Source organism: Kosakonia sacchari SP1, from assembly GCF_000300455.3.
In the GTDB taxonomy this organism is placed as follows: Bacteria; Pseudomonadota; Gammaproteobacteria; order Enterobacterales; family Enterobacteriaceae; genus Kosakonia; species Kosakonia sacchari.
In genome coordinates this window covers 784263-799281 of record NZ_CP007215.2, presented here as the reverse complement: position 1 = coordinate 799281, position 15019 = coordinate 784263, and the positions used below count along the sequence as shown (strand labels likewise).

Below are 15019 nucleotides of genomic sequence, written 5' to 3'. Positions count from 1 at the left end.
GCACTCATGCCCCGCCCCACCTATTCTCTGCACTTATGAAAACACCCCGTCTCCCAATCGCCCTTCAGCAAGCCGTGATGCGCAGCCTGCGGGATAAACTCGCGCAAGCGAACCTGAAACTGGGACGTAACTACCCGGAACCGAAACTGGTCTATCAGCAGCGCGGCACGGCGGCAGGCACCGCCTGGCTGGCCGATTACGAAATCCGGCTGAATCCCGTTCTGCTACTCGAAAACCAGCAGGCGTTTATTGAAGAGGTGGTTCCCCACGAACTGGCACACTTGCTGGTGTGGAAGCATTTTGGTCGCGTCGCACCGCACGGCAAAGAGTGGAAGTGGATGATGGAGAGCGTACTCGGGGTGCCCGCTCGCCGCACTCATCAGTTTGAACTGGAATCTGTGCGGCCCAATACTTTCCCATACCATTGCAAATGTCAGCAGCACCAGTTAACGGTGCGACGACACAACCGGGTGCTGCGCGGCGAGGCGGTTTACCGCTGTGTACACTGCGGCGAGCCGCTGGCTGCCGGCGCGAGTAACTGAATCCATTAAGAAGTTTTCCGCTCGAACTGATTGCATCAGGCAACAGCTTCCGCTACGTTGCGAACTCGTTTTGACAGGGAGTTCGCCATGTTTCGTTTTATCTCACTCTTCTTCGCGCTGATAGCAGTTCCCGCCTTCGCAGCGGACGGCATTAACAGCTTTGCCCAGGCCAAAGCAGCGGGCGTTAAAGTTAACGCCGATGTGCCGGGTGATTTCTACTGCGGTTGTAAAATCAACTGGCAGGGTAAAAAAGGGGTTATTGACCTCGCGTCTTGCGGCTACCAGGTACGCAAAAACGAAAACCGCGCCAGCCGGGTCGAGTGGGAACATGTCATGCCCGCCTGGCAGTTCGGCCATCTGCGCCAGTGCTGGCAGGATGGCGGGCGTAAAAACTGCGCCAAAGATCCGGTGTACCGCAAAATCGAAAGCGATATGCACAACCTGCAACCCGCTGTCGGCGAGGTAAACGGCGATCGCGGCAACTTTATGTACGGTCAATGGAACGGCGGCGAAAACCAGTACGGTCAGTGCGGCATGAAAATTGATTTCAAAGCGAAGCTCGCTGAACCGCCTGTTCGCGCGCGTGGCGCAATTGCGCGTACCTATTTCTATATGCGCGACCAGTATCAACTCAACCTTTCCCGCCAGCAAACCCAGCTTTTCACCGCCTGGGACAAGCTTTATCCGGTCACTGACTGGGAGTGCAAACGTGATGAGCGCATCGCCAACGTGCAGGGCAACCATAACCCTTACGTGCAGCGCGCTTGCATGGCGCGAAAGAGCTAACCTACACTAGCGGCATTTGTTAAAGCCCGCCCCGCCCGTCAATCCCGGTCGGGGCTGCAACCTAAGCGGATTCGAAATACCATGCGCATTCCCCGCATCCACCACCCAGAACTTATCCAGCCAGGCCATGATATTGCCCTCAGCGAAGATGCTGCCAACCATGTCGGCCGCGTGCTGCGTATGGGGCCAGGCCAAGCCATTCAGCTTTTCGACGGCTCTAATCAGGTTTTTGAAGCCGAAATTGTCCGCGCCGATAAAAAAAGCGTGGTGGTGAAAATCCTTGGCAGTGAAGTGGACGATCGTGAATCGCCGCTGCATATTCACCTGGGCCAGGTGATGTCGCGTGGTGAAAAAATGGAATTCACTATCCAGAAATCGATTGAGCTTGGGGTAAGCCTCATTACGCCACTTTTTTCTGAGCGCTGCGGGGTTAAACTGGATGCTGAACGTCTGAATAAGAAGCTCCAGCAGTGGCAAAAAATCGCCATTGCCGCATGTGAACAGTGCGGTCGCAATCGGGTGCCGGAAATTCGCCCGGCGATGGATCTCGAAGCCTGGTGCGCCGAAGAGGAAGCTGGCTTAAAGTTGAATCTGCATCCGCGCGCCAGCCAAAGCATCAACACGCTGCCGCTGCCCGTTGAACGTGTGCGCTTACTGATTGGCCCGGAGGGCGGGTTATCCGCCGACGAGATTGCGATGACCGCGCGTTATCAGTTCACAGATATTTTGTTAGGCCCCGTGTGCTACGCACAGAGACTACGGCGCTTACCGCCATCACCGCGCTTCAGGTGCGCTTCGGCGACCTGGGTTGAAAGGAGAAGCAGAATGATCAAGCTCGGCATCGTGATGGATCCCATCGCGGACATCAATATCAAAAAAGACTCCAGCTTCGCCATGCTGCTGGAAGCTCAGCGCCGCGGCTACGAGCTGCACTATATGGAGATGGCGGATCTTTATCTGATTAACGGTGAAGCTCGCGCCCGAACTCGTACGTTGTCCGTCGAACACAATTACGACAAATGGTATGAATTCGGCAGCGAACAGGATATGGCTCTCGCCGAGCTGGACACTATCCTGATGCGTAAAGATCCGCCGTTCGATACCGAATATATTTATGCGACGTATATCCTTGAACGCGCGGAAGAAAAAGGCACGCTGATCGTGAACAAACCGCAAAGCCTGCGTGACTGTAACGAAAAGCTGTTCACCGCCTGGTTCCCGGAATTAACTCCGGAAACGCTGGTCACCCGCAACAAAGCACAACTGAAAGCCTTCTGGCAAAAGCACACAGACGTCATTCTTAAGCCGCTGGACGGCATGGGCGGCACCTCAATTTTCCGCGTGAAAGAGGGCGATCCAAACCTCTCGGTTATCGCCGAAACGCTGACCGAGCTGGGTAGCCGCTACTGCATGGCGCAGAACTACCTGCCCGCCATCAAAGATGGCGACAAACGCGTGCTGGTCGTTGATGGCGAACCGGTGCCTTACTGTCTGGCGCGCATTCCGCAGGGCGGTGAAACTCGCGGTAACCTCGCCGCAGGTGGACGCGGCGAACCACGCCCGTTAAGCGAAAGCGACTGGGCTATCGCGCGTAAAGTCGCGCCGGTGCTGAAAGCGAAAGGGTTAATCTTTGTCGGCCTGGATATTATCGGCGATCGCCTGACCGAAATTAACGTCACCAGCCCGACGTGCATCCGCGAAATCGAAGCGGAATTCCCGATCTCCATTACCGGTATGTTGATGGACGCTATCGAAAAACGCCTCGGAAAATAACTGTCATATAAAGGTGCGGGATGGATCCCGCCCCTCGCCAGCTTTGGCTAGTGACAGCACTTCGCTTTCCCCCCATACTAAGCTGTCGCTTTTTTGAACCAGGAAACAGAACCTCTGACAATGAATTTACAGCATCACTTTCTTATTGCCATGCCTGCTCTTCAGGATCCCCTCTTTCGTCGCTCAGTGGTTTACATTTGCGAGTACAACGATGAAGGTGCGATGGGGCTGATTATTAATAAGCCTCTGGAAAACCTGAAAGTGGAAGGTGTTCTGGAAAAACTCAAAATCCAGCCCACAGAACGCGATCCGGCAATCCGCCTGGATAAACCGGTGCTGCTTGGCGGCCCGCTGGCCGAAGATCGCGGTTTTATTCTGCACACACCACCAGCGGCATTCTCGTCGAGCATTCGCGTGTCGGATAACACCGTGATCACCACCTCGCGCGATGTGCTGGAGACGCTTGGTACGGCAGAACAACCGAGCGAAGTGCTGGTTGCGCTGGGCTATGCCTCGTGGGAAAAAGGGCAGCTCGAGGAGGAGATCCTTGATAATGCCTGGCTCACTGCACCTGCGGATCTCAACATTCTGTTTAAAACGCCGATCGCCGATCGCTGGCGTGAAGCGGCCAAACTTATCGGCATCGATATCTCCACCATGCCTGGCGTGGCGGGACACGCCTGATGAGCGGAACCCTGTTAGCCTTTGATTTTGGCACCAAAAGCATTGGCGTTGCCATCGGGCAGCGCATCACGGGTACGGCTCGCCCACTCAGCGCGCTGAAAGCGCAGGACGGCACGCCGGACTGGAAGCTTATCGAAAAGCTGTTAAAAGAGTGGCAGCCCGAGTCTGTGATTGTGGGTTTGCCGTTGAATATGGATGGCACCGAGCAACCACTTACCGCTCGTGCCCGTAACTTTGCCAACAAAGTTCATGGCCGTTTTGGCGTGCAGGTGACGCTGCATGATGAACGCTTAAGCACTGTCGAAGCCCGCGCCGGGCTGTTCGAACGCGGCGGTTTTCGCGCGCTCGACAAGGGAAGTGTCGATTCCGCTTCCGCCGTCATCATCCTTGAGAGCTACTTCGAACAACATTTCTGAACCTGCCCCGACCAGCAACTCTCCCCATTACTGACCCAACGAAAGCCGCGACCTGTTCGCGGCTTTCTGCCGATCGTTCTCACAGTTTCCGGCTGTGCTTTTTGCATTTCATCGCGTGTTTCTATAAAAGAAACATATTAGCGTTAGCCAGCGTCAGGATTTTTCCGTCAGGCGTTCAACCAGCGCGTGAAGTGCCTGTAGCCGTGTTTCTACGACCGTGTCGTCAACGCGCCACATTCCGGCAAAGGCGAGTGCGGCGGAATGTGCGCCAAGCGGTTTTGCCATCGAGACTTCACCGTCGTCATGGTGCCAGACCACGTGACCGCGCTCACGCTGCCGGGCGACATGTGGGCCAAGCAGCAGCCACTGCTCTTCGCTAAAGCGCTGTTGCAGGGTTTCATCACTTTCTGCCGCCAGTAACGCCATACCGATGACGGACTGCCAGGCCGGGAGCATATGAAAACCGGCCAGCGCCTGGCTGACCTGACTACCGGGGCTGGAGTGATAGATATAGATCACCTGATCCTCCCAGAGCACGCCCATTGCCACCACGATGTCTTTCGGGGCATGGCTTTCCAGTAGCGGCAGCGCCTGGGAGAAGAGTGCTGAACCCCGGATGGCCTGCGCTGCCAGCGCATGGATTCCGGGGCCAGGCAGATAGCGACGCTGTGCATCCTGCATCGTCAGGCCAATAGACGCCATGGTCATCAACAACCGGTTTACACGGGTTGTGTTAATGCCCATCAGGCGCGCCAGTTCGCGACAGCCAATGGCGCGATCGCTGGAAACCAGATACTGCAGGCAGCGAATGCCGTCGATCAGGCTTTGATTGGGTTGTGAAGACATTGCAGGTTCACTTTTCAGGTTGCTCGAAAAACCGATTTTACCGCCAGTAAAGAAGGAAACAAGGTTATGAAAATCTTTCCTCAAACCGAGGCCAGAACATTTCCAGCGCAGCAACTGCACGCCGATCTGCTAGTTGCGGGCGGCGGGCTGGCGGGGCTTTGCGCCGCGCTGGCGGCAGCGCGAGACGGCCTGCAAGTGGTGCTCGTTCAGGACAGGCCAGTGCTGGGCGGTAATGCCTCCAGCGAAGTGCGTTTGTGGGCCAACGGCGCAACGTCACATATGGGCAATAATAACCGCTGGGCGCGCGAAGGCGGCATCATGGGCGAAATCATGGAAGAGAACCTCTGGCGGAACAAAGAGGGGAATCCGGTGATGTTCGACCTGGTGCTTCTGGATCTTGCCAAAAGCCAGCCGGGGCTGACATTGCTACTCAATACCACCGTCTTTGAGGTCGAAAAAACGGGAAACGCCCTCACTGCGGTAAAAGCCTTCAACCCCATTAACGAAACCTTTTACACCGTAAGCGCCACGCAGTTCTGCGACGCTACCGGTGACGGCGTACTCGGTTTTCTGGCCGGCGCAGAATACCGTGAAGGCGCAGAAGAAGCTGAAGAGCTGGGCGAAAAAATGGCGCCCGGTGACAATTTTGGTCACAAGCTGGGCCACTCCATCTATTTCTACACTAAGCAAACCGCCGGGCCGGTAAACTTTGTTCCCCCCTCTTTTGCGCTGAAAGATATCACTGAAATCCCGCGCTATAAGCGCCTGACGTCAACGCTGAACGGCTGCGATTTGTGGTGGCTGGAGTGGGGAGGCCGCCTCGATACCGTGCACGAAAGTGAAGAGATCAAATGGGAACTGTGGAGAATTGTCTGGGGCGTCTGGGATCACATTAAAAACTCTGGCGAATTCCCTGAAGCCGCCAATATGACTATCGAATGGGTTGGTGCGATCCCCGGCAAGCGTGAAAGCCGCCGTTTCCCTGGCGATCATTTGCTGTGCCAGCAGGACATTATTGAGCAGCGCGATCACTACGACGCCGTAGGTTATGGCGGTTGGTCGATAGATTTGCACCCGGCGGATGGCGTGTATAGCACCCACGACGGTTGCCGGCAGTTTCACAGCAAAGGCACCTACACCATTCCGTTTCGCAGCCTTTACAGCCGCTCACTCGATAACTTATTGCTTACCGGGCGGCTGATCTCCGCTTCGCATGTCGCCTTCGGCAGCGCCCGCGTAATGTGTACCTGCGGTCTGTTGGGCGAAGTTGTCGGGCGCGCTGCGGCGCAATGTAAAGCCCTTAACCTGCTGCCGCGTGAACTGGCTCAGCGGGAGCATATCAGCGCTTTGCAGCAACATTTACAGGCCACTGGCTGCTATATCCCACGTCAGTGGCTGAACGACCCGGCTGCTGGTGCCACCGTCAGCGCCAGCAGCGAATACCAACTGAGCGAGCTGAAACCCAACGGCACCTGGCAGCCGCTTTCGGAACGCATGGCGTTACTGTTACCCGTACGCGCGGGCGCGCAACTACCCGAGATGACGCTGCGCTTACGGGCATCAACACCGCAACCACTGGCGGTTTCACTGCTTGGCAGCGCACGCGCCGGGAACTTCACCCCGGATTATCAATACGACGAAAGCGTACTTCAGGTCTCCGGCGAAGCCGAGTACACCCTGGCTTTCAACTGGCAAAGCGATCGCGACCAGTATGTGTTTGTCGCTTTCGACGCGCAGGAAGGTATCGAAATTGCGCTCACGGATACCCACCCGCCAGGCATTATGACGGTCTTTAACAGCCTTAACGCCCGCGTGGCAAAACACACCCGCCAGGTCGCAGACGGCGATTATGGCGTCGACGAGTTCGATTTCTGGCTACCGCGCCGTCACCCGCAGCAGATCTTCCCTGCCCTGCGTTTCAGCCAGCCACTGAATGCCTGGTGTGCGCAGAATGTAGTAAATGGCCGCTTGCGTCCGGAGCAGCAAATCAATGCATGGACACCCGCCGCTGACGATGTCGCGCCGGAAATCATCTGGCGCTGGGCGGAGCCACAAACGTTGCAGCATTTAACGCTGGTACAGGACAACGACTTCGATAACGCGATGGAGTCAGTCCAGATGGGTCATCACTATGCCGTAACGCCACACTGCATCACGCACTACCGCTTGTGGGCCGACGAACAGCTCCTGGCAGAGGTGGAAAACAACCACCACTCGGTGTGCCAGCACAGGCTGGAAGAACCGCTGACGGTGCGCAGCGTCAGGCTGGAGATCCTGAAAACGGCGGGCGCGCTGCCTGCGGTTTACTCGCTAAACATCCGCTAAAGCCAGCCTTGCAGCACCCGTTGTTGGTGGCTTTGTGCGAAAGTTTGCATTCCCGCCTGTTGCCCGGTTTGCATTACGCCGGGCAACTGGTGGGTTTTGCCTTCGCGGATCAGGCTCGCCGCCGCCGGAGAGTTGATCAGCAACTCGAATAACGCTACTCGCCCTCCCCGCTTGTCCACCTCAAGTTTTTGCGCCAGCACCGCCTGCAGGCTTCCCGCAAGCTGGCTGCGCACAGGCTCTTTTTCTTGCGCCGGAAAGGAATCGACCAATCTCTCTACAGCTTGTGCCGCACCGCGCGTATGCAGCGTCGCCAGCACCAGATGCCCGGTTTCTGCGGCGGTCAGCGCCAGACGGATGGTCTCGCTGTCGCGCAACTCACCGAGCAGGATCACATCCGGATCCTCACGCAGCGCCGCACGCAGGCCGTCGGCAAATGACATGCAATGCAGACCCACTTCCCGCTGCTGGATCAGGCAGCGGTTGCTGGTGTGAACAAACTCGATCGGATCTTCCAGCGTCAGAATATGCATACCATTATGTTGATTAAGGTGATCCACCATGGCTGCCAGGGTGGTGGATTTGCCGCTGCCGGTCGCACCCGTTACCAGAATCAGGCCGTTTTCCCGCCCAAGTAATTCGCTCAGCGGCGCAGGAGCGTCTAGCTCGCTGAGCAGTGGGCAGCTTTGCGGCAGCAAGCGTAACGCCAGCGAAACGCCACCGTGACGCGTAAAGGCACCGGCCCGCAGCCTGTGTCCTGCGGCTGTCGTCAGGGCAAAATCCACCTGCCCCCGCTCTCGCCACAGACGCTGCTGAGCAGTATTCAGATGCTGTTCAATCAGCCCGGCGAGATCGGTTATTTCAAACGGCGCGGGTTCCAGACGGCCTTGCTGCCGCCAGCGCGGCACTGAGCCACTGCACAGGTGTAGATCCGAGACATTATGCTTTACACTAAGCGCCACTATTTCTTCTATATCCATATAGCCATCCTGGAATCATGAACGATATTGCGCATAACCTGGCACAGGTCCGGGACAAAATCTCAGCCGCCGCAACACGCTGCGGCCGGGCTTCAGAAGAAGTGACGCTGCTTGCAGTGAGCAAAACCAAACCTGCGAGCGCTGTCGCAGAAGCGATCAACGCCGGGCAACGTGCTTTTGGCGAAAACTATGTTCAGGAAGGGGTGGATAAAATTAACCACTTCAGGCAACTGGGCGTTCAGGGTCTGCAATGGCACTTTATTGGCCCGCTACAGTCCAACAAAAGCCGTCTGGTGGCGGAGAACTTCGACTGGTGCCACACGATAGACAGGCTGCGCATTGCCAGCCGTTTAAGTGAACAGCGCCCGGCAACGTTAGCGCCGCTGAATGTGCTTATCCAAATCAACATCAGCGATGAGCAGAGCAAATCCGGGATTGCGCTCAACGAGCTGGATGCGCTGGCCGCTCAGGTGTCCGAGCTACCCGGCGTTTGTCTGCGAGGATTGATGGCGATACCCGCGCCGCAAGCAGATTACGAACGCCAGTTTGCCGTGGCACGGCAAATGGCTGTAGCATTTGAGGCGTTGAAAACACGCTATCCGACGGTGGATACCCTATCGTTGGGCATGTCCGACGATATGACCGCCGCCATTGCGGCGGGAAGCACGATGGTGCGCATTGGTACGGCCATTTTTGGTGCGCGCGATTACACGAAAAATTAAGGAAAACTGAGGAACGCCATGAAGACGTTGACTTTCCTGCTCTCGACAGTGATTGAACTCTACACAATGGTTCTGCTGTTACGTGTCTGGATGCAGTGGGCACGCTGCGATTTTTACAACCCGTTTTCGCAGTTCGTGGTCAAGGCCACGCAGCCGATTGTCGGGCCGCTGCGCCGCGTGCTGCCCGCAATGGGGCCGCTGGATAGCGCCTCGCTGCTGATTGCTTTTGTTCTGTCGTTTATTAAAGCGATACTGATTTTTATGGTGATCACCTTCCAGCCGATTATCTGGGCCTCCGCCCTGCTGATTTTACTGAAAACCATCGGCTTGATGATTTTCTGGGTACTGCTGGTGATGGCCATCATGAGTTGGGTCAGCCAGGGACGCAGCCCGGTGGAGTATGTGCTGATGCAGTTGACCGAACCACTGCTACGCCCAATTCGCAGTTTGCTGCCAGCCATGGGCGGCATCGATTTTTCACCGATGATTCTGGTGCTGCTGCTGTATGTTCTGAATATGGGGATTGCGGAATTGCTGCAATCTACCGGCGATATTCTGCTGCCGGGGCTGTGGATGGCACTATGAGTGCCGTTGTTACCTGTGAAGACGGGCTGGTGTTGCGGCTGTATATTCAGCCAAAAGCCAGCCGTGACGCCATTATCGGGCTGCATGGCGACGAGTTAAAAGTCGCCATCACCGCCCCGCCAGTGGACGGCCAGGCCAATGCGCACCTGGTAAAATTCCTCGCTAAGCAGTTCCGCGTGGCGAAAAACCAGGTCGTCATTGAAAAAGGCGAACTGGGCCGCCACAAACAGATTAAAATCTCACATCCGCAACAGATCCCGACGGAAGTCGCGGCGCTGATACATTAGGATCCGCTATGCAAAAAGTTGTCCTCGCTACCGGTAATGCCGGTAAAGTGCGCGAGCTGGCCTCGCTGCTGAATGATTTTGGCTTTGATGTTGTCGCACAAACTGAGTTGGGTGTGGAGTCCGCCGAAGAGACCGGCCTGACGTTTATTGAAAATGCCATCCTCAAAGCGCGTCACGCAGCCCAGGTTACTGGCCTGCCCGCTATCGCTGACGATTCCGGCCTGGCTGTCGATGCCCTCGGCGGTGCGCCGGGCATTTATTCCGCCCGTTATTCCGGCGTTGATGCCAGCGACCAGCAGAACCTGGAAAAACTGCTCGACGCGCTAAAAGATGTGCCGGACGCTGAGCGCAAAGCACAATTCCATTGCGTACTGGTCTATATGCGTCATGCTGATGACCCGACCCCGCTGGTGTGCCACGGCAGCTGGCCTGGCGTGATTACGCGGCAGGCCGCCGGTAACGGCGGCTTTGGTTACGATCCGATTTTCTTTGTCCCTGCTGAGGGCAAAACCGCTGCGGAGCTCACCCGCGAAGAAAAAAGCGCGATCTCCCACCGTGGACAAGCGTTGAAACTGTTACTGGAAGCACTGCGTAATGGCTGATTTGCCGCCTCTGAGCCTTTATATACATATTCCGTGGTGCGTGCAGAAATGCCCGTACTGCGATTTCAATTCCCACGCATTAAAGGGCGAAGTGCCGCACGACGACTACGTTCAGCATTTGCTTAACGATCTCGATGCCGATGTCGCCTGGGCGCAGGGACGTGAAATAAAGACCATTTTTATCGGTGGCGGTACGCCGAGCCTGCTCTCTGGTCCGGCAATGCAAACATTGCTGGACGGCGTGCGTGCGCGTTTGCCGCTCGCACTGGATGCAGAAATAACCATGGAAGCCAACCCCGGAACCGTGGAAGCCGACCGCTTTGTCGACTACCAGCGTGCCGGCGTGAACCGCATTTCCATTGGTGTACAAAGTTTTAGCGAAACGAAGTTACAGCGCCTCGGGCGTATTCACGGCCCGCAGGAAGCCAAACGCGCAGCACAGCTGGCGAGCGGGCTGGGGTTACGCAGCTTTAACCTTGATTTAATGCACGGGCTGCCGGATCAGTCGCTGGAAGAAGCGCTGGATGACTTGCGCCAGGCGATTGCGCTCAACCCGCCGCATTTGTCGTGGTATCAACTCACCATTGAACCTAATACGCTATTTGGCTCACGTCCTCCGGTGCTGCCAGACGACGATGCGCTCTGGGACATTTTCGAACAGGGCCACCAGATCCTGACTGCCGCCGGGTATCAGCAATATGAAACCTCGGCTTACGCGAAGCCCGGTTATCAGTGCCAGCACAATCTCAACTACTGGCGTTTTGGCGACTATCTGGGTATTGGCTGCGGCGCTCACGGGAAAGTGACGTTTCCGGATGGGCGTATTCTGCGTACGGCAAAAACCCGTCATCCACGCGGTTATATGCAGGGTAATTACCTGGATAAGCAGCACGATGTTGAAGCGCAAGATAAACCGTTCGAGTTCTTTATGAACCGTTTTCGTCTGCTGGAACCCGCACCGCGTGCTGATTTTTCACGGTATACCGGCCTGGATGAACGCGTTATTCGCCCGCAAATTGAGGAAGCACTGAAGCTGAATTATTTGACGGAAAATGAAGAGCGCTGGCAGATAACCGAACACGGTAAGTTATTTCTTAATTCCCTGCTGGAACTATTTCTTGCCGAATAATTCTGGTGCTAGCTGTTCAGTTATTTGAACAGCCAGCCAGGGAACATTCGTGGTTACAGAATATTACGCTGACGCATTGCGTGGCGCAGTAGCACAATACCACATGAAATAATCCCGCCGATCATCGCCGCCAGTACAAGAATTAACGCCTTGCCCGCGCCATCTTTTTTCATCGGAAGAGAGGGTGTTAGCTGGTATTTGATAGGGGAAAACTCAATATCTTTGATGTTAACTTTTTCCAGCTCCGACAATGTATATTCCCGGTTCTGGAAATCCGCATTTAACTCAGTAACATCCTTAAGCGACTTTTCAATCCGCAGCTTTTCTGCGATCCCATCCGCGCCCAGTGCGATAGAAAAATCAGGGTCATCCTGTACGGATTGGCCATTACTGTAGACCGGGCGCTTGATTCCAGCAGCATTGGCGACTTCCAGCGAGTAATTCAGTCGTTTGATATTGGCATCATGCTTCGTCGTGATGCGCACCCGATCCATCTCCAGCACGTTTTTTTCGTAACTTTTACGCACGTCAACATCACTACGCAACGTATCCAGCGTCTCTTTCACCACTAGCGCCGAAACGTAATCGATATAATTTTTCAGTACTTGTTGCGCTTCCGGTGCGCTTGGTGCCGTGAAACTCAAGGACCATGAAGCATAAGAAGAGTCGCTAGTACCGGGTTTGATGTTGTTGACGGCTTTAATTTTTTCCGATAACAGCACGACGGCGCGACGCAATTCGTGTTGATCAAAGTTCTGATCCTGCAATGCTCCTAAAACCAGCGGAGATGAGGCGAGAAACTCTTCTTTCAATGATTGAGAATTAAATTTTTTCAGGAAAAGATTAAATATTTCATTTGCATCAATAGGAACTTTTACATCAAGCACTTGCAGCGCAACTAGTGTTTTCTGTAACTCTGTCCACTGGATTTTTTCCGCTGGCGTAACCTCAGCCTGGCTGGTCCATTTCTGTGGCAATAATGCGGCAATAAAAAAACCGGCAACTGCAAATAGCAACACAGTCGCGATAATGAAAACTTTACCTTTCCATAAAATCCCTACCAAATTTAACAGGTCGATTTCATGGCTTCTAAGTGGAATAGGCTGATTCTCATAAAATGAAGGAGTATGTTCAGATTTGATATTTAGTGATGACATATGATTTTTTTGTGAGAATCGCGTCCATGATTTGAAGCCGCGATATTACCACCAACAAGAACATTCTGAAAGTATGTCAGATGTCGCTTAACTTACAGATATTGATAGATTTTATTAAAAACCCACCATATTTCGTAGGTTTTTGGATTTTATTGTACTTTAATTAACCAGCAAAAGAGCTTTTTTAAATTTTAAGGCACAATAAGAGGGCGGGAATAGATGACAGATTATATTTTATATATTTTGAAATATAGAAACAGGACATTGAATATATTATATGAAATAAAACACAGCCTTTCGTTCAAAGAGAAGGCTGTGAAATTGGATTACTTTAACTGGGCGGTTAATGCCTTACGGCTCTCTTCCAGCGTCACTACACGTTTACAAACATCTTTCCCGAACTGCTGGAAATCCGCTTCCTGATTTTTCCACTCGTTCTGAATAGCGGTCTGTAAACCGCCCAGGCTGCCTAAGACGTTTTGTAATGGGTTGCCGCCGCTTTTCAGCACCGCTTTCGCGCCCATTTCATTAATGCTGTCCTGCAGAATGCCGCCCATTGCCTGATTCACCAGTTGCTGTCCGTCTGCGCGTACTTGCTCAATCGCTTTATAGTGGAAGGTCAGGCCATCGCTACGATGTTCAATAATGCGATTCATCTGCTCTTTTAATTGTGCATCAAGCTTGGTCAGGCGATTACGCATACTGCTGCTTTCACCTACCTCTTTAACGATGATTTTATCCAGCGCGATGCGGTTTTTCTCCACGCGGCTACGCGCACCATCGTCAATCCATGGCAGCGCGCTGCGCAGTTCAGCCTGGTAATCTTTTGCCTGCTCGCGCTGAGCGGCGCTAAGTGTCGGTTGTTTGCCGTTGAACATCACATTGCCATCCGGCGTGATAACCAGATTGCCGTTCTCCCCTTTCACCTGCACGGTTTGCGGGTTGATGATCACATCGTCACGCGGCGTGACGCTACATTGATAGTCGGCCTGAGCCGCGAATGCTGTAAGCGTTAGAGCCGCCGCCAGTAGCGTTTTGCGCATCATAAAAACTCCTGTAGAGACAAAACGGGCCAGCAAATGCTGGCCCCTTATGCTTTAGTTAGTCCCACCAAACGTCGAAAAGTTCGCTGACGCGTACCTCGGTCAGATGGTGTTCTTCAAGCCATTTGCGCACGATAGCCTGATGCTCTTCCGTACATTTGCCAATCTCTTGCAGGCAAATCAGACCATCCCACGCCAGATAACCGCTACCGTCAAACGCCAGCTTGTTCGGCTCAATCACTTCCTGAATAAAGTCATCAACCGTTTTATCAATCTGCTCTTCGCTGGTGCCTTCCGGGAAGCGCCATGCAACGGAAAAACCCAGTTCCTGAAATTCATCGATATGCATTTTTTTACGCAAACGACGGCTGCGGTTTGTTGCCATTATTTCACCCTCTCGAACATTAAGTCCCATACGCCGTGACCAAGACGATGGCCACGCTGTTCAAATTTGGTTACCGGGCGCGACTCTGGACGCGGCACAAAATCGTTGGTCGCCGACAGGTTTTTGTAACCGTCGATGGACGTCATCACTTCCAGCATATGCTGTGCATAGGCTTCCCAGTCTGTCGCCATATGAAACACGCCGCCCAGCTTAAGCTTACTTTTCACCAGTTCAGCAAAGGGGACCTGAACGATGCGGCGTTTATTATGACGCGCTTTGTGCCACGGGTCAGGGAAAAAGAGCTGCACCATGTTCAAAGAATTGTCAGGAATCATCTTGTGCAACACTTCCACCGCGTCGTGGCACATTACGCGCAGGTTTTCCACGCCCTCTTCATGTGCGGAGGAGAGGCAAGCGCCAACGCCCGGCGAGTGCACTTCAATGCCGAGGAAATTCTGTTCGGGGCGCATCTTCGCCATTTCAACCAGCGACGCGCCCATGCCAAAACCGATCTCCAGCGTAACCGGAGCAGTGCGGCCAAACAGCGCGGTGAAATCAAGCGGCTGTTCAGTGAACTCAACGCCCATCACCGGCCAGTAATTATCCAGCGCGTGTTGCTGTCCTTTCGTCAGGCGGCCCTGGCGACGGACAAAGCTGCGAATGCGGCGCAACGGGCGGCCGTTTTCATCAAATTCCGGTGAAATGACGTCGTTATTCATAAAGTGATCTGCTTGTGAGAGTGTTCAGGAAACGGGCATTA

General features: G+C 54.4%; 17 protein-coding genes and 1 pseudogene. 12 read left to right on the top strand and 6 right to left on the bottom strand.

All coding sequences use genetic code 11. The features are described from left to right. The first annotated feature begins 35 nt into the window (after positions 1-35). The 6 genes and pseudogenes from C813_RS26775 (at position 36) to ruvX (ending at position 4201) form a co-directional block, all read left to right on the top strand. Entirely contained in the window at positions 36-542 is a 507-nt protein-coding gene (locus C813_RS26775) for a SprT family zinc-dependent metalloprotease (protein WP_017457584.1), read from the top strand. A gap of 87 nt (positions 543-629) precedes the next feature. Beyond that, positions 630-1328: a deoxyribonuclease I gene (gene endA, locus C813_RS26770; RefSeq protein WP_017457583.1), complete on the top strand. Its 699-nt coding sequence runs from the start codon at positions 630-632 to the stop codon at positions 1326-1328. Between the two features lie 81 nt (positions 1329-1409). Next, positions 1410-2140 (top strand): annotated as a pseudogene (rsmE, locus tag C813_RS46220) (16S rRNA (uracil(1498)-N(3))-methyltransferase). A 13-nt stretch (positions 2141-2153) separates the two neighbouring features. Beyond that, the gene (gene gshB / locus C813_RS26765) at positions 2154-3101 is read left to right on the top strand and encodes a glutathione synthase (protein WP_017457581.1); all 948 of its coding nucleotides are present in this window, start codon (positions 2154-2156) and stop codon (positions 3099-3101) included. Positions 3102-3221: 120 nt separating this feature from the next. Continuing rightward, a complete protein-coding gene (locus C813_RS26760; protein WP_017457580.1) occupies positions 3222-3785 on the top strand; it encodes a YqgE/AlgH family protein in 564 nt (187 codons plus the stop codon). Then, positions 3785-4201, top strand: a complete 417-nt coding sequence (gene ruvX, locus C813_RS26755; RefSeq protein ID WP_017457579.1) for a Holliday junction resolvase RuvX — start codon at positions 3785-3787, stop codon at positions 4199-4201. The genes C813_RS26760 and ruvX overlap by 1 nt, the downstream gene beginning before the upstream one ends. Positions 4202-4354: 153 nt before the next feature. On the opposite strand, the gene C813_RS26750 is transcribed toward ruvX, so the two are convergent. Next, positions 4355-5047 (bottom strand): IclR family transcriptional regulator domain-containing protein, encoded by a 693-nt coding sequence (locus C813_RS26750; RefSeq protein WP_017457578.1) that lies wholly within the window; start codon positions 5045-5047, stop codon positions 4355-4357. 66 nt (positions 5048-5113) lie between these two features. On the opposite strand from C813_RS26750, the gene C813_RS26745 reads away from it, so the two are divergent. Then, on the top strand, positions 5114-7372 hold the full coding sequence (locus C813_RS26745; protein WP_017457577.1) for an FAD-dependent oxidoreductase: 2259 nt from the start codon (positions 5114-5116) through the stop codon (positions 7370-7372). On the opposite strand, the gene C813_RS26740 is transcribed toward C813_RS26745, so the two are convergent. Beyond that, complete coding sequence (locus C813_RS26740; protein ID WP_017457576.1) at positions 7369-8349, bottom strand: type IV pilus twitching motility protein PilT; 981 nt, start codon at positions 8347-8349, stop codon at positions 7369-7371. The genes C813_RS26745 and C813_RS26740 overlap by 4 nt on opposite strands. A gap of 17 nt (positions 8350-8366) precedes the next feature. On the opposite strand from C813_RS26740, the gene C813_RS26735 reads away from it, so the two are divergent. From C813_RS26735 to hemW, 5 genes are read left to right on the top strand one after another with little or no spacing between them, the layout of a single operon-like run. Further along, the gene (locus C813_RS26735) at positions 8367-9071 is read left to right on the top strand and encodes a YggS family pyridoxal phosphate-dependent enzyme (RefSeq protein ID WP_017457575.1); all 705 of its coding nucleotides are present in this window, start codon (positions 8367-8369) and stop codon (positions 9069-9071) included. Between the two features lie 18 nt (positions 9072-9089). Next, positions 9090-9656, top strand: coding sequence for a YggT family protein (locus C813_RS26730; protein ID WP_017457574.1), 567 nt, complete (start codon positions 9090-9092; stop codon positions 9654-9656). Further along, the gene (yggU, locus tag C813_RS26725; protein ID WP_017457573.1) at positions 9653-9943 is read left to right on the top strand and encodes a DUF167 family protein YggU; all 291 of its coding nucleotides are present in this window, start codon (positions 9653-9655) and stop codon (positions 9941-9943) included. Before C813_RS26730 ends, yggU begins: the two co-directional genes overlap by 4 nt. Before the next feature lie 8 nt (positions 9944-9951). Continuing rightward, positions 9952-10545 carry an XTP/dITP diphosphatase gene (locus tag C813_RS26720; RefSeq protein WP_017457572.1) on the top strand — a complete coding sequence of 198 codons (594 nt, stop codon included), beginning with the start codon at positions 9952-9954 and terminating at the stop codon, positions 10543-10545. Beyond that, the gene (gene hemW / locus C813_RS26715; RefSeq protein WP_017457571.1) at positions 10538-11674 is read left to right on the top strand and encodes a radical SAM family heme chaperone HemW; all 1137 of its coding nucleotides are present in this window, start codon (positions 10538-10540) and stop codon (positions 11672-11674) included. Before C813_RS26720 ends, hemW begins: the two co-directional genes overlap by 8 nt. A 53-nt stretch (positions 11675-11727) precedes the next feature. Here the strand turns inward: hemW and wzz(fepE) are convergent, their stop codons facing one another. From wzz(fepE) to trmB, 4 genes are all read right to left on the bottom strand, one after another. Beyond that, positions 11728-12831 carry an LPS O-antigen length regulator Wzz(fepE) gene (gene wzz(fepE), locus C813_RS26710; protein ID WP_017457570.1) on the bottom strand — a complete coding sequence of 368 codons (1104 nt, stop codon included), beginning with the start codon at positions 12829-12831 and terminating at the stop codon, positions 11728-11730. A gap of 326 nt (positions 12832-13157) precedes the next feature. Next, a complete protein-coding gene (locus C813_RS26705) occupies positions 13158-13877 on the bottom strand; it encodes a YggN family protein (protein WP_017457569.1) in 720 nt (239 codons plus the stop codon). A gap of 55 nt (positions 13878-13932) precedes the next feature. Then, a complete protein-coding gene (locus C813_RS26700; RefSeq protein WP_017457568.1) occupies positions 13933-14259 on the bottom strand; it encodes a YggL family protein in 327 nt (108 codons plus the stop codon). Then, positions 14259-14978 carry a tRNA (guanosine(46)-N7)-methyltransferase TrmB gene (trmB, locus tag C813_RS26695; RefSeq protein ID WP_017457567.1) on the bottom strand — a complete coding sequence of 240 codons (720 nt, stop codon included), beginning with the start codon at positions 14976-14978 and terminating at the stop codon, positions 14259-14261. The genes C813_RS26700 and trmB overlap by 1 nt, the downstream gene beginning before the upstream one ends. Between the last annotated feature and the right edge of the window lie 41 nt (positions 14979-15019).